Raw genomic sequence first — 20,266 nt, forward strand, 5'->3', positions numbered from 1 at the left:
CTACTTTGGGATGGCTGGACCTGGGCGACGCGTGGCAGGAGGCCGGCATGTCTACTCGGTTGCGCAAGGCGGCGGTGGGGGCGGCCGCGGTGGGGCTGGTGGTGGTGCCGCTCGGGGTGGGCGCCGGGTACGCGCTCGATACGCCCGCCGGGACCGTCGTGTCGGCTTCGGCACCCGTTGCCGACGATGCGGAGTTTCCGCAGCTCACGCCCGCCGTGGCACGGCAGTTGGACGACGCCGTGCGGAAGGTGATGAAAGAGGCCCAGGTGCCCGGGGTGATGGTGTCGCTCTCGGCCCCCGGCAAGGGCTCGTACGTACGGGCCTTCGGTGTCGCCGACAAGGCCACCGGCCAGCCGATCCGCACGGACATGAACATGCGCATCGGCAGCGTCACCAAGACCTTCACCGTGACCGCCCTGCTCCAGCTCGTCGACCAGGGCAAGGTCCGGCTGGACGACCCCATCGGCAGGTACGTGTCCGGGGTGCCCAACGGGGACCGGATCACGCTGCGCGAACTCGCCGACATGCGGAGCGGGTTGTTCAACTACTCCGAGGACGAAGGGTTCTTCAAGGCCCTCACGAGCAATCCCCGACGGCCCTTCACCCCGCAGGAGCTGCTCGCGTACTCCTTCAAGCACCCGGTGCTGTTCGAGCCCGGCGCCAAGTTCTACTACTGCAACACCAACTTGATCCTGCTGGGGCTGGTGGTCGAGAAGCAGAGCGGGCAGAGGCTCAACGACTACATCAACCAGAAGGTCGTCCGCCCGGCCGGGCTCCACCACACGCTCTTCCCGGTCGGCGCGGAGTTCCCGAATCCGCACTCCCAGGGGTACACCGACCAGACCGCCAGCGGGAAGACCGAGGACGCTGCCGACTGGAACCCCTCCTGGGGCTGGGCCGCCGGAGCGATGACCTCCGAACTCGAAGACCTGAAGGCCTGGTCGAAGGTCATGGCCACGGGCACGCTGCTGAAGCCCGCCACCCAGGCCGAGCGCCTGAAGGTCGTCGAGGCGCTCCCCGGCACCGGCTACGGCCTGGGCATCTTCAACGTCCAGGGCTGGATCGGCCACAACGGGTCACTGCCCGGCTATCAGGCGCTGGCCGTGTACCTGCCGGAGGCGAAGGCCACGCTCGCGGTGATGCTGAACACGGACATCTCCTACAAGGGCGCCGAGCCCAGCACCCTCTTCGGTGAGGCGATCACCAAGGTCGTCACTCCGGACCACGTCTTCACGCTGCCCGCCCAGTCCGTTACCGCACACTGAGGGAATGAGCGATCAAGGTGTGGTGTTGCGCGTCGCCGGTCACAGCGATCTCGACGTGGCGGGCGGGCTGTTCCGCGGCTACCTCGACTTCTACGAGGTGAAGGTCGAGGACCCGGACGCGCCGCGGGCGTACCTCGCGGAGCGGATCCGGGGCGGCGAGTCGCTGGTGCTGCTCGCGGACGTGCCGGGGGCCGGCACGGTCGGGTTCGCGCAGGTCTACCGGACCTTCTCCTCGCTCGCCCTGCGGCCGATGTGGATCCTGAGCGACCTGTACGTCGACCCCTCCGGCCGCCGTACCGGCGCCGGGAGGGCGCTGCTGCGCGAGGTGCTGCGCCGGGCGCGGGAGGCGGGGGTGTCCGGGGTGCAGCTGGAGACGGCGTACGACAACCACGTCGCGCAGGCGCTGTACGAGGCGGAGGGCTTCGAGCGCGAGGAGTTCCACGTCTACTTCCACGGACTGGACGTTCCAGGGGCGGGGTGAGGGTGGTCGGCCCCTTCTACTTCGCGTCCGCGTAGCACCGCACGATCGCCGTCGTGAACGGGAAGCGGACCGGGGTGTCGCCGAAGGCGATGCGGCCGGCGCGGTCGCCGGCGGTGCGGATCGCCTCGGCCACCGCCTCGGCCTCCTCGGCCGGGCAGTGCACGATCACCTCGTCGTGCTGGAAGAACACCAGCTCGGCCCGCATCCCGGCGCCGGCGATGGCCTGGCGCAGGGCCGCGAGGAGCAGCAGGGCCCAGTCGGCGGCGCTGCCCTGGACGACGAAGTTGCGCGTGAACCGGCCGCGGGCCCGGGTGTTGGTGGAGGCGTAGCTCGGCGTCCAGCCCTCCTCCCGGTCCTGCGGTACGCCGGCTTCGCCGTCCTCGTCGGCGCCGACCGGCGGCGGGCAGGTCCGGCCGAGCCAGGTACGTACGAGGCGGCCCTCCTCTCCGGCCTTGGCGGCGTCGTCCACGTACGCCACGGCCCGGGGGAAGCGGCGGCGCAACGCGGCCAGGTTCTTCAGGCCGTCGCCGGAGGTCTGGCCGTACACGGCGCCGAGGACGGCCAGTTTGGCCATGTCCCGGTCGCCGGAGAAGCCCTGGCGGGAGATGGCCGTGTAGAGGTCCTCGGGGCGTCCGGCGACCTCCATGAAGGCCGGGTCGCGGGAGATCGCGGCCAGGACGCGGGGCTCCATCTGGTCGGCGTCGGCGACGACGAGCCGCCAGCCGGGGTCGGCGACGACGGCTCTCCGGATCACCTTCGGGATCTGCAGGGCGCCGCCGCCGTTGGTGACCCAGCGGCCGGTGAGGGTGCCGCCGGGGACGAACTCGGGGCGGAAGCGGCCGTCGCGCACCCAGTCCTGGAGCCAGCTCCAGCCGTGGGCGGTGTAGATCCGGTACAGCTTCTTGTACGCGAGGAGGGGCTCGACGGCGGGGTGGTCGAGCTCCTGGATCTCCCAGCGGCGGGTGGACTTGAGCCGGATCCCGGCCTCGGCGAAGGCCTTGATGACGTCGTTCGGGAGGTCGGGGCGTACGCGGCGGCCGAACGCGGCGGAGATCTCGTCGGCCAGCTCGGCGAGGCGGCGGGGTTCGCCGCCGCCGGCGTAGCGCTCGCCGAGGAGCTCGGTGAGCAGGGCGCGGTGGACGTCGGCACGCCAGGGGAGGCCGGCGCGCTGCATTTCGGCGGCGATGAGGAAGGCGGCCGACTCGGAGGTGGTGAGCAGGCGCATGCGGTCGGGGTGGGCGGTGGCGGCGGTGCGGCTCGCCTGGTCGCGGTAGATCGCGACGAGGGCGTCGAGGGGGAGGGGGGCCGAGGTGGGCCGGGGGTCGAAGAGGGAGTCCTGGGTGGTGGGGGTGGCGGAGCGCTGCGGTTGCGGGGGATCGGGGGGTACGGGGGCGCCGGTGAGGCGGGCCCAGGCGGCTGCCGCCGAGCGGGGCTCCCCGTAGCGGCCTTCGTGGGCGAGCAGGAGGAGCTCGGTGTCCTCGATGTCGTGGCAGCGGTCCACGCGGGCGCCTGCGGCGAGCAGGCGGGGGTAGACGGCGGCGGTGCTCCGCCAGATCCAGCGGGTGGGGGCGGGGGCGGAGCGGACCGCGTCCGCGGGGTCTTCGAAAGCGAGGCGGGGAGTGGGGGATGCGGGGGTGAGCGGCATTGCGTGCCAGAGGCCGTCGGGGGCTTCGGCCAGGGCCCAGTGGGGGGTGGGGTCGCTCATGGGTGCGAGTGTCCCACCGGGGGCTGACAGTCCTGCCCGGGCGACGCACCGGTGTCGGTGGCGGGGCCGGTGCGGTGCGGGTGCCGCTGCGCGGGGCCTCTCCCTGCCCGCCCGTCTCCGGTTTGCCGGGCTCCGCCCGGCCCCGCCCCCCGGGGCTGTGCCCGGCCCCGCCCCCGGGCTGGCTGTGCCCCCCGGACCGCCGGCCCCCCGGACCGCCGGACCCCGGACCCCCGGCCCCCCCACCCCCGCGCCGCGAACGCCGGCGGGCAGGTTCGGGCCGGTTCGGGCCCGGTCGGCGCCCGCCGCGGTGCGGGGTGGGGGGCGTGACAAGCTGGGGTGGTGAGAGAGATTGTCGATCGGGCTTGTCAGGCCGCGCTGTACAGCCAGGACGATGCCGGGTTGGATGCCGGGGCGTCCGTGCTCGTCGGGGACGGCGGGCAGTGGGGCGGGGTCGGGCGGGAGCTGTTGGGGCGCGGGGAGGCCTACGTACGGCAGGCCTGGGAGCGGGGGTGGCGGCCCGCCGATGTGCTCCGGCTCGTGGGGCGGGATCTCGGCGAGCGCCATCTGCGGATCACCGGCGACCTGATCGCCGCCGAGGCGCGGCGGTACGCCCGGCTGCCCGAGCGGTGGACCGACGCCGAGGTGTGGTGGGTCGAGGACGGCGCGTACGGGGAACGGCTCGTGGGGCGGGAGAAGACCGACCGGTTCAGCCTGGCCACCGCCCTGCTCGAAGTGTTCCGGCTGCTGATCCGGTTGCCCTCCATCGAACCGGTCGGGCCCCTGCCGGGGGACGCGGCCGCCGATGCCCTGGAGCACGCGCACATCGAGCCCCGCATGCTCGGGCGCATCCGGGCCCTGCTCGCCAAGGCCGAGGCGACCACGTTCCCGGAGGAGGCGGAGGCGCTCAGCGCCAAGGCGCAGGAGCTGATGGCCCGGCACACCGTCGACGAGGCCGTGCTCGCGGCGAGCGGCAAGGGGCCCGCGCAGGTGCCCGCGGCCTGCCGCATCGGCGTCGAGGCCCCCTACGAGGAGGCGAAAGCGGTACTGCTGGACGCCGTCGCCTCCGCCAACCGCTGCCGGGCCGTGTGGAACAGCGCCTTCGAGTTCTCCACCGTGGTGGGGTTCGAGAGCGACCTGGAGGCCGTCGAGCTGCTGTACACCTCCCTGCTCGTGCAGGGCACGGCCGCCATGACCCGGGCCGAGGCCGCGCAGCGCTCCGGCGGGCGCAAGCGGACGAAGACGTTCCGGCAGTCCTTCCTGCTCGCGTACGCCAGCCGGCTCGGCCAGCGCCTCGCCGAGACGGCCGAGCACACCGCGGCCGAGGCCCCCGACAACCTGCCCGCCCTGGTCGCCCGCGACGTGGCCGTCACCTCGCGGGCCGACGAGATGTTCCCCCGGACCACCACCACCCGGCTGCGCGGGGCCACCGACCACGCGGGCTGGGAGGACGGCACCGCCGCCGCCGACCGGGCGCACATGGGGGGCGGGAGCCGTCCGCCGCTGACGCGCTAAGGGCGATCGCTCTCGCCGCGCAATGCCTGGGTCTCCGACTTCAGGATGCGCATCGACCGGCCCACGGAGCGGGCCATGTCGGGCAGCTTCTTCGAGCCGAAGACCAGCACGCAGACCACGAGGAGCAGGATCAGGTGCCAGGGCTCAAGGGCATTGCGGAGCATGCGCGTTTCCCCCTACGGGTGACGGGAATTCCGGTGCGGTCCCGACCATCGAACAGGGCTGCACGCGCACGGACAAATCTGAAGAAGACCTGAAGGGCGGTCGGCGCCCGCCCCGGTCGGAGCTTGATCCAGGCTTTATAAGGGTCTGATTCGCCCCTGATCCACCCGAGTTCTTCCCTGACAGTGATCAAAGCAGCACCCTCCGCGTGCACGTGCATCTGCCCATGCATGCGCTTATGAACACAGCTATGATCCGGTGCAGTTGACATCTGCACTATCGGGGGCTTCCTGTGGACCACGCGTACAACGGGATGGCAGCTGCAGAACTCGACGGAGTGACCTGGCAGAAGAGCAGACACAGCAACTCGCAAGGTTCCTGTGTGGAGTTCGCCAAGCTGCCGGGTGGCGCTGTCGCCGTGCGCAACTCGCGCTTCCCGGACGGGCCGGCGCTCGTCTACACGCCGGCCGAGATAGAGGCGCTGCTGCTGGGCGTCAAGGACGGCGAGTTCGACCACCTGATCGCCTGATCGGCCGGAGTGACGGCCGGAGGAACGGCGCGCTGATCAAGCCATGCACGTGCACTGGCCGGGACTGATCGCAATGATCAACCCCGGCCAGTTTTCGTCGAAGCGGGCCCTTTGCGAGCGCCCCGCGTCCCTCCCCGCCGCCTACTCGTGCAGCATGAACAGCGCCCAGACCACCTTGCCGGTCAGCCGGCCCGCGAGCGGGTGCCAGCCCCAGCTGTCGCTGTAGGCGTCCACGAGGAACAGCCCGCGCCCCGACTCCAGATCGCAGTTCTCCTGCGTGCGCTCCGGCGCGAACGATCCGCCCGGCCGGTCCTCGCTGGGGTCCCGTACCGCGCACACCAGGCGGGTGCTCCACCGCATCAGGTGCAGCCGTACCGTCGGCTCCGGCTCGCCCGAGCCCGATCCGCAGCCCGGTCCCGGTCCGCCGCCGACCCCGGCGTCCTCCGGCAGGGCGTGGCGCAGCGCGTTCGTGACGAGTTCGGAGACCACGAGGGCCACGTCGTCGAAGCGCTCGTCGAGGCCCCACTGCGACAAGGTCGACCGGGTGAACGAACGGGCGCCCCGCACCGCCTCGAAGCGGGCGGGCAGAGCGCAGGAGGCGGACCCGGAGACAGCCGTGGGGTCGACCGGGGGCAGCCCCTGCCGTAACGGCTCGAGCATGGTCGATCCATTCGTCCCCATGCGAGGCACTCCCGGGATTCGCGGGCGGAGCGGCGCGCTCCGTCCAGAAAGAACTGCGGGGTGGGTCCGGCGCCGGCGCGAAAGGGCACGCAGGTGCGCGGCACCATCGTTCCGAATGCAGAAGCTGGATGCAAGGGCAGATGCACGTGCACGCGCCGGACCTGTCCACTCCCGTGATGGTTCTTGCTCATTTCTTCCTACGCATCCTTACGGACTTCTTTTCCGGGAGGCGGGATTCCGTTACAGAACGAGTACGGACCGATGCGTTTTGGTGGCAGACTGCGGGGCCTGGGGTGCGGGGGCCCCGGCGACGCACATCACGCGCAGACCACGCGTACACATGGCGATGGGGAGGGCAGGACTAGTGACCGCAGAAGCAAGCGGTTCTGTGGTGCGCCGCATCCTCCTGGGCTCTCAGCTCAGGCGACTCCGAGAATCCCGCGGCATCACCCGTGAGGCGGCCGGCTACTCGATCCGCGCATCCGAATCGAAGATCAGCCGCTTGGAGTTGGGAAGGGTGAGCTTCAAGGCAAGGGACGTGGAGGACCTCCTCACGCTCTACGGAGTCACGGACGGCGCGGAGCGGGAGTCCCTGCTGGGGCTCGTACGCGAGGCCAACGCGGCCGGCTGGTGGCACAGTTACGGCGACGTGCTGCCCGGGTGGTTCCAGACGTACATCGGCCTGGAGGGCGCGGCCTCGCTCATCCGGATCTACGAAGTGCAGTTCGTCCACGGCCTGTTGCAGACCGAGGCCTACGCCCAGGCGGTCGTCAGCCGCGGCATGCCCGGCGCCACGAAGGCCGAGATCGACCGCCGCGTCGCGCTGCGCCTGGAGCGCCAGAAGGTGCTCGTCTCCGAGAGCGCCCCCGTCTTCCACGCCGTCCTCGACGAGGCCGCGCTGCGCCGCCCGTACGGCGACCGCGACGTCATGCGCGGCCAGCTGGAGCACCTCATCGAGGTCTCCCAGCGGCCCAACGTTCAGCTCCAGGTGATGCCGTTCTCCTTCGGCGGCCACGCGGGCGAGAGCGGAGCCTTCACCCTGCTGCGCTTCCCGGAGTCCGACCTCCAGGACATCGTCTATCTGGAACAGCTCACCAGTGCCCTCTACCTGGACAAAGACGAGGAAGTGGCACAGTACGAAAGGGCGATGGAGCGGCTGCAGGCCGACTGCCCCGACCCCGACCGGACGCGGGATCTTCTCCGCGGCCTTCTCCAACTGTCTTGATTCGCACGTAGTATGACGTCTGATCAGTGCATGATGACCGATCGGTCTCCGGTGCAGCGCACGGGTGCGCGCTCGCAGTAAGGGATGGCATGTCCATATTCGACGACCTGGCTCACCAGTACATCGACGGCGAATGGCTGGCCGGCACCGGTTCGTGGGACATCATCGACGTCAACCCGTACAACGGGGAGAAGCTCGCGGCCATCACCGTGGCCACCGTCGAGCAGGTGGACCGGGCCTACCGCGGCGCCGAGCGCGCCCAGAGAGAGTGGGCCGCCACCAGCCCGTACGCGAGACGTGCCGTCCTGGAACGCGCCCTGCGCATCACCGAGGAGCGCGAGAAGGAGATCATCGAGGCGATGATCGACGAGCTCGGCGGGACCCGGCCCAAGGCCGAGTACGAGGTCCACCTCGCCAAGGAGTTCATCCGCGAGTCGATCCAGCTGGCCATCCGCCCCGAGGGCCGGATCCTCGCCTCGCCGGTCGACGGCAAGGAGAACCGGGTCCAGCGCCTCCCGGTCGGCGTCGTCACCGTGATCAGCCCCTTCAACTTCCCGTTCCTGGTCACCCTGAAGTCGGTCGCCCCGGCCCTGGCGCTGGGCAACGCGGTGGTGATCAAGCCGAACCAGAACGCACCCGTGGTCGGCGGCGGGCTCATCGCCAAGGTCTTCGAGGACGCGGGCCTGCCGGCCGGACTCGTCAACGTGCTGGTCACGGACATCGCCGAGATAGGCGACGCGCTCCTGACCCACCCCGTCCCGAAGGTCATCTCCTTCGCCGGCTCCGACCGGGTCGGCCGGCACGTGGGCTCCGTCGCCGCCCGCCACTTCAAGCGGACGGTCCTGGAGCTCAGCGGCAACAGCGCCCTCGTGGTCCTCGACGACGCCGACCTCGACTACGCGGTGGACGCGGCCGTCTTCAGCCGGTTCGTCTACCAGGGCCAGGTCTGCATGGCCGCCAACCGGATCCTCGTGGACGCCTCGATCGCCGAGGAGTTCACCGAGAAGTTCACCACCCGCGTGCGGGGTCTGAAGACCGGCGACCCGCACGAGGCCGACACCCACATCGGCCCGCTGATCAACTCCTTCCAGGCCGACGCGCTGACCGCGCTCGTGGACCAGGCCGTCGAATCCGGGGCGCAGGCCCTCGTACGCGGATCTACGCGCGGCAACCTGGTCGAGCCGACCGTGCTGGCCGGCCTCCCCGAGGACTCCCCGCTGCTCGGCCAGGAGATCTTCGGCCCGGTGGCGCTGCTGGTGGTCTTCGAGGGCGAGGACGAGGCCGTACGGCTGACCAACGCCACCCCGTACGGGCTGAGCGGCGCCGTGCACACCCGGGACGTGGAGCGCGGCGTGCGGTTCGCGCAGCGGATCGAGACCGGGATGATCCACGTCAACGACTCGACGATCGGCGACGAGCCGCTCGCCGCGTTCGGCGGGGAGAAGGCCTCGGGGCTGGGCCGGCTGAACGGCGAGGCCACGATCGAGGCCTTCACCACCCAGAAGTGGATCTCGGTGCAGCACGGCCGCACCACTTTCCCCTTCTGATCCCGCCGGATCTCCCCCCTGATCGCCCTCGGATCGCCTCCTGGTCCGCTTCCGCCCTCGTTTCCCCTTCCGGGCTCGCTCTAGACTCGTGCGAGTCAGCGGCGGGCAGCGTTCCGGGGGAGACCTGAGTTGAGCAACATTCCGGAGACGGGGCGCACGCCCCGGGTCCAGAACCGCCTGGTCGTCATACAGGTGGTCGTCTTCTCCCTGCTGCTCACGCTGGGCGGGCGGCTCTGGTACCTCCAGGTGCGCAACGGCCAGGAGTACACGGACGAGGCGAAGAACAACCACACCCAGCAGGTCGTCCAGCCCGCGGTGCGCGGGTCGATCCTGGACTCCCGCGGGGTGCCCCTCGCCGACAACGAGACGCGCATGGTCGTCTCGGCCAGCCGTACCGACCTCACCAAGATGAAGGACAAGGGCAAGGACGTCCTGACCCGGCTCGCCGGAGTCCTGGGCCTCAACCCGGACGACGTCGTCAACAGCGTCCGGCTGTGCGACGCCAAGACGCCCAAGCCGTGCTGGAACGGCTCCCCGTACCAGCCGATCCCCGTCACCGACGAGGCGACGACGGACCAGGTCCTGGAGATAAGGGAGCACGCCGAGCAGTTCCCCGGCATCACCGCCGAGCCGACCGCCCTGCGCCGCTACGCCGGCCCGGACGGGGCCAACACCTCGCAGGTGCTCGGCTACCTCTCGCCCGTCACCGACGCGGAGATCACCAAGGCCAGGAAGACCGACTCCCCGTACCTGCGCTCCGACCAGGTGGGCCGCTCCGGCCTGGAGCGCACGTACGACAAGGAGCTGCGGGGCAAGGCGGGCATCACCCGCTACGAGGTGGACAACCTCGGGCGGGTCATCGGGCAGGCGCAGGCCGACAAGCCGACGCCCGGCTCGAACGTCGTCACCTCGATCGACTCGCGCGTGCAGGCGGTCGCCGAGCGCGAGCTGAACAACGCGATGCTCGAAGCCCGCAAGACGTACGACAAGATCACGCACAAGAACTACGAGGCCGACTCGGGCGCGGTCGTCGTCATGGAGGCCAAGACCGGCCGGATCGTCGCGATGGCCTCCAACCCGACGTACGACCCGAACGCGTGGGTCGGCGGCATCTCCGCCAAGGACTACGCGTCCCTGACGGACAAGGAATCCAACTACCCGCTGCTGAACCGGGCGATCCAGGGCCAGGCGGCCCCCGGCTCGATCTTCAAGGTCGTCTCCTCGACCGCAGCGGTGAACGCCGGGTACCCGTTCAACGGGCGGTACGGCTGCCCCAGCTCGTACTCGGTCGGCAGCCAGACCTTCACCAACTTCGAGTCGCAGGGCTACGGCGACATCACCATCGGCCGGGCCCTCGAGGTCTCCTGCGACACCGTCTACTACGGCATCGCGGACAAGGAGTGGAAGAAGGACGGCGGGATCAACCCCAAGAAGGACCCGAGCGACTGGTTCTACAAGACGGCCCACGAGTTCGGGCTGGGCAAGGCGACCGGTGTCGACCTGCCGAACGAGGTGAACGGCCGGGTCCCCGACCGCCAGTGGAAGAAGGACTTCTTCGAGGCGAACAAGGCCGCCTGGTGCCGGGACGGCAAGAAGGACGGCTCGTACGCCGAGAAGATCGCGTACGAGAACTGCCGCCAGGGCAACCAGCTGCGCGAGGGCGACGCGATCAACTACTCCATCGGCCAGGGCGACACCCTCGTCACCCCGATCCAGATGGCGTCGATCTACGCGGGCATCGCCAACGGCGGCATGATGCACCAGCCGAGCATCGGCAAGGCGATCGTCAGCGCCGACGGCACCTCGGTCAAGGAGATCGCGCCGAAGGAGCAGGGCCGGCTGCCGATGGACGAGGAGCTGCGCGACGACATCGACGGCGCGCTCGCGTCGGTGGCCACCACGGGCAGCGCGGCCTGGCGCTTCGGCGGCTGGCCGCAGAAGCAGATCCCGATGCACGCGAAGACGGGCACGGCGGAGGTCCAGGGCAAGCAGACCACCTCCTGGTTCGCCTCGTACACCGAGGACTACGCGATCGTCATGACGATCTCTCAGGGCGGTACGGGCTCCGGGGCGTCCGGGCCGGCGGTCCGCAAGATCTACGAGTCGATGTACGGGCTCGACGAGAAGGGCAACCAGGACCTGTCGAAGGCCCTGCTCCCGAAGCCGCAGACGGAGCTCCCGGCGATCCGCCCGGAGGGCGCGACACAGTGACGTCCATTGAGGACAGGATCTGACCGCAAGCCTCAGTAGCGTGGTTCTTGTCAGCAGGTGGCAGGCAAGAACCACGGAAAAGGCGGTTGACCATGGCTCACATCTCCGAAGAGATCCTGGGCGACGAGCGCGGCACGCTCCTCCTCTTCGTCGAATCCCAGCGCGTCGCGATCCGCGAGTCGCTGGCCGGACTGACCGAGGAGCAGGCGGCGAGCCGGCCCAGCGCCAGCGAGCTGTCGCTGTCCGGACTGGTCAAGCACGTGGCCGAGGTCGAGCTGGCGTGGCTGCGGATGGCCCAGCGGCAGGTCAACGAGAGCCAGCGCAGCGCAGAGAGCTGGAACGAGGCCTTCCGCCTCGTCGGGGACGAGACCATCGAATCCGTCCAGGCATTCTGGGACGGGGTGACGGAGGAGCTGACGGCCTTCGTCCGGGACCTGCCCAGCCTGGACGAGACCTTCCCGCTGCCTCCGGCGCCGTGGTTCCCCGAGAACGCCAAGGTGTCGATGCGCTGGATGCTGCTGCACCTGGTGGAGGAGTTCGCCCGGCACGCGGGCCACGCGGACGTCATCCGGGAATCCCTGGACGGCACCAAGGCGATGGGCTAGCCACAGGCCGGCCCCGGCGGACGGCCCCCGCGGACGGCCCCGAGGACGGCCCCCAGCGGATTCGCCTCGGAGAGGACTTGCACCTCACGTGGCGTGAGGACCCAGAGTGAAGGGCGTACCGACCAGAGGAGCGGAAAACCATGGGCTACTCCGTGGGACAGGTCGCCGGATTCGCCGGAGTGACGGTGCGCACCCTGCACCACTACGACGAGATCGGGCTGCTCTCCCCGAGCACCCGCAGCACCGCGGGGCACAGGCGCTACGACGACGCCGACCTCGACCGGCTGCAGCGGATCCTGTTCTACCGGGAGCTCGGCTTCCCGCTCGAAGAGGTCGCGGTCCTGCTGGACGATCCGGACTCGAACCCGAGGGAGCACCTGCGCCGGCAGCACGCCCTCCTGTCCGACCGGATCGCCCGGCTCCAGCAGATGGCCGAGGCCGTTGAGCACGCCATGGAGGCAGAGAGAATGGGCATCAACCTCACGCCCGAGGAGAAGTTCGAGGTCTTCGGGGACTTCGACCCCGACCAGTACGCGGACGAGGCCCACCAGCGCTGGGGCGACACGGAGGCGTACAAGGAGTCCGCACGCCGCACGGCCGCCTACACGAAGGAGGACTGGAAGCGATTCCAGGACGAGGCGGACGAGATCAACCGGCGGTTCGCCGCGCTGCTGGACTCCGGTGCGGCGGCGGACTCCGTCGAGGCCATGGACGTGGCCGAGGAGCACCGCGGCTGGATCGACCGCAACTCCTACACCTGCTCGCACGAGATGCACACGTGCCTGGGTGAGATGTACGTCGCGGACGAGCGCTTCACGGCCTACTACGACAAGATCCGGACCGGCCTGGCCGTGTTCGTGCGGGACGCGATCCTCGCGAACGCCGTCCGCAGCGTCTAGCAGGGCACTGCCGGACCGCCGGTTGTTCTCCCCACGGCCCCCTCCCGGTACCTGGAACCGGGAGGGGGTCCTGTGCGTTGATAATTGAAACCGCCGTCTCGTCCGACGCGCCCGCGGACCCCCGCCGCGACACCCCCCGATCCAGGAGAGCCCGGAACTCGTGTACACGCTTGCGCTCGCCCCTGAGTGGCTGTCCCCGGACTATCTGATCTCGCACTTCGGTCTGATAGGCATCCTGGTCATCGTCTTCGCGGAGTCGGGGCTGTTCGCCTTCCTGCCGGGAGACTCGCTCCTGTTCACGGCGGGTCTGCTGGTCGCCAACGGCGAGTACATCAAGCAGCCGCTGTGGCTGGTCTGCACCCTGATCTCGGCCGCCGCGATCATCGGTGACCAGGTCGGATACATGATCGGCAAGGTCTTCGGGCCCAAGCTCTTCAACCGGCCGAAGTCCAAGCTCTTCAAGCGGGAGAACCTGGAGAAGGCGCACGAGTTCATGGACAAGCACGGCCCGAAGGCCATCGTGCTCGCCCGTTTCGTGCCGATCGTCCGTACGTTCGCGCCGATGGTCGCGGGCGCCGGCTCGATGAAGTACCGGACCTTCCTGACGTACAACGTCATCGGTGGCATCGCATGGGGCGCGGGCCTGACGGTCGCGGGCTACTGGCTCGGCCAGATCGCCTTCATCAAGAACAACGTCGAGGCGATCCTCGTCGCGATCGTCCTCCTCTCGCTGATCCCGGTGATCTTCGAGGTGCTGAAGGCCCGCAGGGAGTCGAAGGCGCATGCCGGCGAGGCGCCCCCGGCCTCAGCCGAGCGCCGCCGCCACGCCAAGCGCTAGCCGCCCCACAGCCGTACGTACGCCCCGGAGAGCCGTTCCCAGACCTCCGGGGCGTACGCGTACCGGCAGGCGCGTGCGGGGGCGCTCAGAACCCGCGGGTCCGCTTCGCCGCGCGCCGCTTGGCGGCGCTCGCCGCTCCTGGGATCCGCATGAACAGCCGCGAGGTCTCCGACCCCAGGTTGACCCCGATCGCGATGGCCAGGGCGATGGCGGCGGCGTTCACCAGCGAGCCGAGGCCCTCGTTCAGCCGGTTCTCGGCGATCAGCAGCAGCCCGTAGTACGTCGCCGAACCCGGCAGCAGCGGGCCGATGGCCGCCGTCGTGTACGGAAGGGCCGAGGCGAAGCGGTAGCGCGAGAAGAGCTGGCCGAAGAGGCCGACCAGCCCGGCGGCGATGGCCGTGGAGGGCACGGGCGGGATGCCGCCCGCGTAGTGCAGGGCCCCGAAGGTCACCCAGGCGACCCCGCCGTTCAGTGTCACGATCCACACGGTGGAACGTTCCTGCTGGAGCAGGATCGCGAACGTGAACACCAGCACCATCGAGGCCGCGATCTGGATCAGCGGCCGCTGGGTGATCTGGAGGACCTCCTCCGGCTTCGGCGAGGGACCCAGCTGGAGCCCGAGGTAGAGCACGACCAGCACGCCCATGATGATGCCGATGAAGAGGTACATGACCTCCAGCAGCCGGGCGGAGGCGGTGATGTAGAAGCCGGTCAGGCCGTCCTGCACGGCCGCGACCAGGGCCCGCCCGGGCAGCAGCGCGAACAGCCCGCCGGTGATCACCGCGGAAGCGCGTACGTCGATCTCGGCCAGCTTCAGGGCCACGCCTATGGCGGCGGGCGGCATCGCGGCGACCACGAACTGGTAGAACTCCGGCAGCCCGCGCCCGGCGCACAGCCAGGCCAGCCGGTCGCCGAGCATCGCCCCGATCGCGGCGGCGAAGAAGACGAGCACGCCGCCGCCGACCAGGGTGGAAGCGGCCCCGGCGAGCAGCCCGGCGGCGCCCGTCAGGACCCAGGAGGGGTAGGGGTGCCGGTTGCGGCGGATCTCGGCGAGGCGCCGGTACGCCTCCTCCAGCGAGAGCTCGAACTCGTGCGCGCTGATGTCGTCCACCAGCTGGTAGACGGCGGCCAGACGGGTGTAGTCGGTGCCTCGGCGGCGAACGGTCCGGCTCGCCGAGACGGGGTCGTCGACGAGCGAGGGCTGGTGGGTGATCGACAGCAGCGTGAACGTGACCGTGGGCTCGCAGCGGTCCAGCCCGTACGAGCGGGCCACCGCGAACATCGCGGCCTCGACGTCCTCGGCCCCCTCGCCGCCCGCCAGCAGCAGCTCGCCGATGCGCAGGGTGAGGTCCAGTACGCGGCCCACGGCGGGCCCGGCCTCGGCGTGCTTCTGCGCGGCTTCCGGGACGGGCCGCACGTCGACCGGCATGCGCAGCATGGTGCGCATGCGGTCCTGCCAGGGGGATTCCTTCATCAGGGAGACGGGGAACCCGGCGCCGGGGGTGTAGGCGGGCGGGGAGTGCTGGGCGCTGTACGTGGCCGGGGGCGCGAAGGCGGAGCCTTCGGGTTCGGGCCCGCCGGCCGGCTCCGGAACGCCCTGCGGCACGGCGAACTCCGAGGTCGGCTGGTCCTCGTCGACCGGTTCCGGCTCGATTCCGGCGGGGGGAGCGAAGGCGCTGTGCGCCTCGTCGGATTTCGGCTTCCGGTCCTCCGTGCCCCCGGATCCCTCGCCCTCCGCCACACGTCCTCCAGTCCCCGACCAGCCCGGGTATCAGTATGCGGAACCGTCTCGTCCTCGGCGAAACCAGACGACGAACGGGCGGCACCCCCTCGGTGAAGGGGTACCGCCCGTCGCGTTCGAGTCTGCTACCGGCTGAGCGGAGTCAGCGGAACCAGGGGACTCAGTGGTGGCCGCCCTGGGCCTCAAGGCGCTTGTACGAGGCCTCGATCTCGGCCTCGGCCTCGGCGCGGCCGACCCAGTTGGCGCCCTCGACCGACTTGCCCGGCTCCAGGTCCTTGTAGACCTCGAAGAAGTGCTGGATCTCCAGGCGGTCGAACTCCGACACGTGGTGGATGTCGCGCAGGTGCTCCACGCGCGGGTCCGAGGCCGGCACGCACAGCAGCTTGTCGTCGCCGCCCGCCTCGTCCGTCATGCGGAACATGCCGATCGCGCGGCACTTGATCAGGCAGCCCGGGAAGGTGGGCTCGTCCAGGATGACCAGCGCGTCCAGCGGGTCGCCGTCCTCGCCGAGGGTGTTCTCGACGAAGCCGTAGTCCGCCGGGTAGCTGGTGGAGGTGAAGAGGCGACGGTCCAGACGGATCCGGCCGGTCTCGTGGTCCACCTCGTACTTGTTCCGCGAACCCTTGGGGATCTCGATGGTGACGTCGAACTCCACGTCCTGCTCCTCCATGATCAGCTTCATTGCTTCGAGACTGCATTGATTCATCTGCGCGCGCTTCCGGCCCGGCCTCGCCCAGCTACCGCTGGGAGGTGCCCGTGCCCCAACCGGGTGGGGTGCCATGCTCGCGGCAAGACGCAGTGGTTAAGTGTCCCTCACGCACATGTGTGATCGCGAAAGGGGCTGGTCCGAGGTGCCATTGGTCAAGACGTGGCAGCTCATCGCGGTGTCGGCCGTCGCCGGCCTCGCCCTGTCGGTGGCTGCGGTGGCCGCCGCCGGTCCTTGGGACTCCGGCCAGCGTAAGGCCGAGCGGGACAGGGCCGCCTCCCGGGGCCTTACGGGTGGCGCAGATCACGGCGGCGACCGCGGAGCGGGGCTGCTGCCGCAGGCCGCGCCCAGCGCGCCCGGGGTGCTCTCCGGGATCGGTCCGGGCGCCCTGCGCACGGCGGGCAGCGGGCTCGCGGCCGCGGAATCCGGGCGGCTCGCCGAGGTGCTGCGGCCGCTGCTGGCTGACCCCGCGCTCGGCAGCCTCCGTACCGCCTCGGTGATCGACACCGCCACCGGCCGGGTGCTCTTCGAGTCCGGGGCGCGCGAGCCCATGACCCCGGCCTCCACCATCAAGATCGCCACCGCGGCGGCGGCCCTCGCCGCGCTCGGCCCCGAGCACCGGATCCGGACCACCGTGGCCCCCGGCGCCGGCCCCGGGGAGATCGTCCTGGTCGGCGGCGGCGACCCCTCCCTCACCGCGAAGAAGAAGAGCCCCGCCGGATCCGGCGGCAGCCTCGTCGCCCTCGCCGCCGACACCGCCCAGGCCCTCAAGGCCGCCGGCACCGACTCCGTGCGCCTCGGCTACGACGACACCCTCTTCACCGGCCCCGCCCGCCACCCGATCGGCGAGAACCCCAACATCGCGCCGGTCACCGCCCTGGCGGCCGACGAGGGCCGCGTCGACGACTCCACCTCCGGTCCCGTCGACCGGGTCGAGGACCCCGCCAGGGAGACCGCCCGCTCCTTCGCGGCCCTGCTGGGGGACCGCGGCGTCAAGGTCACCGCCGAACCCGCCAAGGCCAAGGCGCCCGCCGGGGCCCAGCCGCTCGCCACCACCCTCTCCACCCCGCTCGCCGGGCTCGTCGAGCGCATGCTGACCAACAGCGACAACGACATCGCCGAGGTCCTCGCCCGCCAGACCGCCCTCGCCTCCGGGCAGCCCGCCAGCTTCGAGGGCGCCGAGAAGGCCGTCACCGCCCGGCTCACCGCCCTGGGCCTCGACACGGCCGGCTCCCGCTTCGCCGACGGCAGCGGCCTGGGCCGCGCCGACAAGGTCAGCACCGGCCTGCTCACCGGACTCCTGGCCAAGGCCGCCGACCCGCAGCGGCCGGAACTGCGGCCCGTGCTCACCGGACTGCCCGTCGCCGGATTCACCGGGACCCTGCGCAGCCGCAACGCCGGCAGCTCCCCGGCGGCCGGCCTCGTCCGGGCCAAGACGGGCACCCTGAGCGGCGTGAACTCCCTCGCCGGGACCGTCGTCGACTCCTCCGGGCGACTGCTCGCCTTCGCGTTCCTGACGGCGAACACCGCCGACTCCGGGGCCGCGGAGAAGGGCCTCGACAAGCTCGCCGCAGCCGTCGCCCGCACTTCGTAGCGCATCGCAGCGCATCCGGGGGGCTCCGCCGCGGCGCCGGTCCACGTACCGTTGACGCATGACGAGCATCGGTGGTGCCGAGATGGTCGACTGGAATCTCGCGGTGGCGACCGCGACCCGGCTGGTCCGGCCGGGTCCCGAGGTCAGCCGCGACGAGGCCCGAGCCGTGGTGGCGGAGCTGCGCCGGCATGCGAAGACCTCCGAACGCCACGTCCGCGAGTTCACCCGGATGATCCCCGAGGGGGCCGCCGTCCCCGACACCCCCGTCCTCGTCGTCGACCGGGCCGGCTGGGTCCAGGCCAACGTGGCCGGCTTCCGCGAGCTCCTCGCCCCGCTGCTCGGCAAGATGCAGGACCGCCGCGCCGGCGCTCCCGGCGGCGCGGTCCTCGGCGCGGTCGGCGGCAAGGTCACCGGCGTCGAGCTGGGCATGCTGCTCAGCTTCCTGGCCTCCCGCGTGCTCGGCCAGTACGAGACCTTCGCCCCGGCCGGCCGCGATCTGCCGGGCTCGGCCGCGGGGGGCGGCCGGCTGCTGCTGGTCGCCCCGAACATCGTCCACGTCGAGCGCGAGCTGGACGTGCGCCCCCACGACTTCCGGCTGTGGGTCTGCCTGCACGAGGAGACGCACCGTACGCAGTTCACGGCCGTCCCCTGGCTCCGCGACCACCTGGAGGGCGAGATCCAGACCTTCCTCGGCGCCACGGAGTTGGACCCGGCGACCATCCTGGAGCGGCTGCGCGAGGCCGCCCAGTCCTTCGCCGGAGCCCGCCCCGACTCCGAGCATGGCGACGAGGGCCGCTCCCTGGTCGAGCTCGTCCAGACCCCCGAGCAGCGCGAGGTGCTCGGCCGCCTGACCGCCGTCATGTCCCTGCTGGAAGGCCACGCCGACTACGTCATGGACGGCGTCGGCCCCGCCGTGGTGCCCTCGGTCGCCGAGATCCGCGAGAAGTTCCAGCAGCGCCGGGCCAGCGGTGCGGGGCGCCTGGACGCCGCGCTGCGCAAGCTGCTCGGGCTCGACGCCAAGCTGCGCCAGTACCGCGACGGCGAGCGCTTCGTACGCGCCGTGGTCGACCAGGTCGGCATGGACGGCTTCAACCGGGTCTGGACCTCGCCGAACACACTGCCGACCAAGGCGGAGATCGCCAAGCCCGCGGACTGGGTCGCACGGGTGCACCGCAAGGGCGAATAGAGGCGAAGGGGAGTGACTCAGGGGGCGTAAACGTGTCTCACTGGGGGAAGCAGCGTCACCCGTCCGAGGGACCGTGAGGCGTGGAAGGGCGTGCGATGCTCAGGGAACGGCTCGGTTCTGTCACCATCGACGCACTCTGAGTGACAACCCTCATCCCACGGGGGCTCCCAGCGGGGGTCCTCACGGGGGCCGGGGCACCGGGCAGCGTCGAACAGCACCGAACAGCAGCCGTTCCAGCACCACACCCCCAGCCTTCGAGGCATCCGAACTCCACCGAAGGGCACCGGACATGGGTCCCCATCCTGCGGTCGCGGCGATACGCCTGGCGGTCCGCCGCGTACTCCACGACGTCCTCACCGACCTCACCGACCGTCCCGCCGGCCACTCCCCGACCCCGTCCGGGGGGATCCCCGCGGCGGCCGGCACCCCGCCACTCGTACTCGTCGCCTGCTCCGGCGGCGCCGACTCGATGGCCCTCGCCTCCGCCCTGGCCTTCGAGGCGCCCAAGCTGGGCATCCGGGCCGGCGGCATCACCGTCGACCACGGCCTCCAGGCCGGCTCCGACCTGCGCGCCGCCGAGGTCGTCACCCGCATGACCGCGCTCCGCCTCGACCCGGTGGAGTCCGTCTCCGTGCGCGTCGGCCGGGGAGGCGGACCCGAGGCGGCCGCCCGCGACGCCCGCTACGCCGCCCTGGACGAGGCGGCGGACCGCCTGGGCGCCGCCGCCGTGCTGCTCGGCCACACCCGGGACGATCAAGCCGAAACCGTCCTGCTGGGCCTCGCCCGCGGCTCCGGCATCCGCTCGCTGTCCGGCATGGCCGAAGTCTCCGGCGGCCCGGGCCGCAGCCACCGCTACCGCCGCCCCTTCCTCCAGATCGACCGGCAGACCGCCCGCAAGGCCTGCATGGTCCAGTCACTGGCGGTCTGGGACGACCCGCACAACATCGACCCCGCCTACACCCGCTCCCGGCTCCGCCACGAGGGACTGCCCGCCCTGGAGAAGGCGCTGGGCAAGGGAGTCGTCGAGGCGCTGGCCCGCACCGCACAGCTGTCCCGCGACGACGCCGACGCCCTCGACTCCTGGGCCGCCGAGGCCGAGGCCGGCGTACGGGACGAGGACGGCCGGCTGGAGTGCGCCAAGCTGTACGCCCTGCCCCCGGCCGTCCGCCGCCGCGTGCTGCGCAGGGCGGTGGTCGCGGCCGGTTCCCCCGCAGGCTCCCTCTTCGCCCGCCACATCGAGGAAGTGGACCGGCTCATCACCGGATGGCGGGGCCAGGGCGCCATCAACCTGCCCGGCCGGGTCGAGGCCCAGCGGCAGGGTGGCAGACTTGTCATCCGGCAGGGCTGATTGGTGCTGAAACACGGCTGAGTCCTCCGGG

18 protein-coding genes are annotated in these 20,266 nt (G+C 71.2%); 13 read left to right on the forward strand and 5 right to left on the reverse strand.

What is annotated here, in order from left to right; translation table 11 throughout:
• Nucleotides 1-47 precede the first annotated feature (47 nt).
• Together ACIBAD_RS17775 and ACIBAD_RS17780 are read left to right on the forward strand one after the other, a co-directional pair.
• Nucleotides 48-1,265 (forward strand): serine hydrolase domain-containing protein, encoded by a 1,218-nt coding sequence (locus ACIBAD_RS17775; protein WP_398907626.1) that lies wholly within the window; start codon nt 48-50, stop codon nt 1,263-1,265.
• A 4-nt stretch (nt 1,266-1,269) separates the two neighbouring features.
• Nucleotides 1,270-1,746, forward strand: a complete 477-nt coding sequence (locus tag ACIBAD_RS17780) for a GNAT family N-acetyltransferase (protein ID WP_134072506.1) — start codon at nt 1,270-1,272, stop codon at nt 1,744-1,746.
• Nucleotides 1,747-1,762: 16 nt separating this feature from the next.
• Here the strand turns inward: ACIBAD_RS17780 and ACIBAD_RS17785 are convergent, their stop codons facing one another.
• Nucleotides 1,763-3,451 (reverse strand): bifunctional 3'-5' exonuclease/DNA polymerase, encoded by a 1,689-nt coding sequence (locus tag ACIBAD_RS17785; RefSeq protein WP_134072503.1) that lies wholly within the window; start codon nt 3,449-3,451, stop codon nt 1,763-1,765.
• Between the two features lie 339 nt (nt 3,452-3,790).
• On the opposite strand from ACIBAD_RS17785, the gene ACIBAD_RS17790 reads away from it, so the two are divergent.
• A complete protein-coding gene (locus ACIBAD_RS17790; RefSeq protein WP_398907629.1) occupies nt 3,791-4,963 on the forward strand; it encodes a DUF2786 domain-containing protein in 1,173 nt (390 codons plus the stop codon).
• Here the strand turns inward: ACIBAD_RS17790 and tatA are convergent.
• The gene (tatA, locus tag ACIBAD_RS17795; RefSeq protein WP_030158578.1) at nt 4,960-5,127 is read right to left on the reverse strand and encodes a Sec-independent protein translocase subunit TatA; all 168 of its coding nucleotides are present in this window, start codon (nt 5,125-5,127) and stop codon (nt 4,960-4,962) included. The two genes, ACIBAD_RS17790 and tatA, sit on opposite strands and share 4 nt — an antisense overlap.
• Nucleotides 5,128-5,417: 290 nt before the next feature.
• Between tatA and ACIBAD_RS17800 the strand changes: the two genes are divergently transcribed.
• Nucleotides 5,418-5,654, forward strand: a complete 237-nt coding sequence (locus ACIBAD_RS17800) for a DUF397 domain-containing protein (RefSeq protein ID WP_030158576.1) — start codon at nt 5,418-5,420, stop codon at nt 5,652-5,654.
• A gap of 141 nt (nt 5,655-5,795) precedes the next feature.
• On the opposite strand, the gene ACIBAD_RS17805 is transcribed toward ACIBAD_RS17800, so the two are convergent.
• Nucleotides 5,796-6,335, reverse strand: coding sequence for an ATP-binding protein (locus ACIBAD_RS17805; protein ID WP_134072495.1), 540 nt, complete (start codon nt 6,333-6,335; stop codon nt 5,796-5,798).
• A gap of 346 nt (nt 6,336-6,681) precedes the next feature.
• Here ACIBAD_RS17805 and ACIBAD_RS17810 point away from each other — a divergent pair, with 346 nt between their 5' ends.
• The 6 genes from ACIBAD_RS17810 to ACIBAD_RS17835 all read left to right on the forward strand — a co-directional run bounded on the left by ACIBAD_RS17810 (nt 6,682) and on the right by ACIBAD_RS17835 (nt 13,660).
• Nucleotides 6,682-7,560, forward strand: a complete 879-nt coding sequence (locus ACIBAD_RS17810) for a helix-turn-helix transcriptional regulator (protein ID WP_053691382.1) — start codon at nt 6,682-6,684, stop codon at nt 7,558-7,560.
• 89 nt (nt 7,561-7,649) lie between these two features.
• Nucleotides 7,650-9,107: an aldehyde dehydrogenase family protein gene (locus ACIBAD_RS17815; RefSeq protein WP_398907632.1), complete on the forward strand. Its 1,458-nt coding sequence runs from the start codon at nt 7,650-7,652 to the stop codon at nt 9,105-9,107.
• A gap of 129 nt (nt 9,108-9,236) precedes the next feature.
• Entirely contained in the window at nt 9,237-11,318 is a 2,082-nt protein-coding gene (gene mrdA / locus ACIBAD_RS17820) for a penicillin-binding protein 2 (protein WP_134072491.1), read from the forward strand.
• A gap of 92 nt (nt 11,319-11,410) precedes the next feature.
• Nucleotides 11,411-11,923: a DinB family protein gene (locus ACIBAD_RS17825; RefSeq protein WP_134072489.1), complete on the forward strand. Its 513-nt coding sequence runs from the start codon at nt 11,411-11,413 to the stop codon at nt 11,921-11,923.
• Between the two features lie 140 nt (nt 11,924-12,063).
• The gene (locus ACIBAD_RS17830; RefSeq protein WP_134072487.1) at nt 12,064-12,822 is read left to right on the forward strand and encodes a MerR family transcriptional regulator; all 759 of its coding nucleotides are present in this window, start codon (nt 12,064-12,066) and stop codon (nt 12,820-12,822) included.
• 160 nt (nt 12,823-12,982) lie between these two features.
• Entirely contained in the window at nt 12,983-13,660 is a 678-nt protein-coding gene (locus tag ACIBAD_RS17835) for a VTT domain-containing protein (protein WP_134072485.1), read from the forward strand.
• An 85-nt stretch (nt 13,661-13,745) separates the two neighbouring features.
• Here the strand turns inward: ACIBAD_RS17835 and ACIBAD_RS17840 are convergent, their stop codons facing one another.
• A complete protein-coding gene (locus ACIBAD_RS17840; RefSeq protein WP_398907636.1) occupies nt 13,746-15,401 on the reverse strand; it encodes a threonine/serine exporter ThrE family protein in 1,656 nt (551 codons plus the stop codon).
• A 160-nt stretch (nt 15,402-15,561) separates the two neighbouring features.
• Nucleotides 15,562-16,056, reverse strand: a complete 495-nt coding sequence (locus tag ACIBAD_RS17845; protein ID WP_030031597.1) for an inorganic diphosphatase — start codon at nt 16,054-16,056, stop codon at nt 15,562-15,564.
• 196 nt (nt 16,057-16,252) lie between these two features.
• On the opposite strand from ACIBAD_RS17845, the gene dacB reads away from it, so the two are divergent.
• The 3 genes from dacB (at nt 16,253) to tilS (ending at nt 20,235) form a co-directional block, all read left to right on the forward strand.
• Entirely contained in the window at nt 16,253-17,701 is a 1,449-nt protein-coding gene (gene dacB, locus ACIBAD_RS17850) for a D-alanyl-D-alanine carboxypeptidase/D-alanyl-D-alanine-endopeptidase (protein WP_398907638.1), read from the forward strand.
• Nucleotides 17,702-17,759: 58 nt separating this feature from the next.
• A complete protein-coding gene (locus ACIBAD_RS17855; protein ID WP_398907640.1) occupies nt 17,760-18,887 on the forward strand; it encodes a zinc-dependent metalloprotease in 1,128 nt (375 codons plus the stop codon).
• A 289-nt stretch (nt 18,888-19,176) separates the two neighbouring features.
• Nucleotides 19,177-20,235: a tRNA lysidine(34) synthetase TilS gene (gene tilS / locus ACIBAD_RS17860; RefSeq protein WP_398907642.1), complete on the forward strand. Its 1,059-nt coding sequence runs from the start codon at nt 19,177-19,179 to the stop codon at nt 20,233-20,235.
• The last annotated feature ends 31 nt before the right edge of the window (nt 20,236-20,266 follow it).

Source organism: Streptomyces sp. NPDC051109 (assembly GCF_044455885.1).
In the GTDB taxonomy this organism is placed as follows: domain Bacteria; phylum Actinomycetota; class Actinomycetes; order Streptomycetales; family Streptomycetaceae; genus Streptomyces.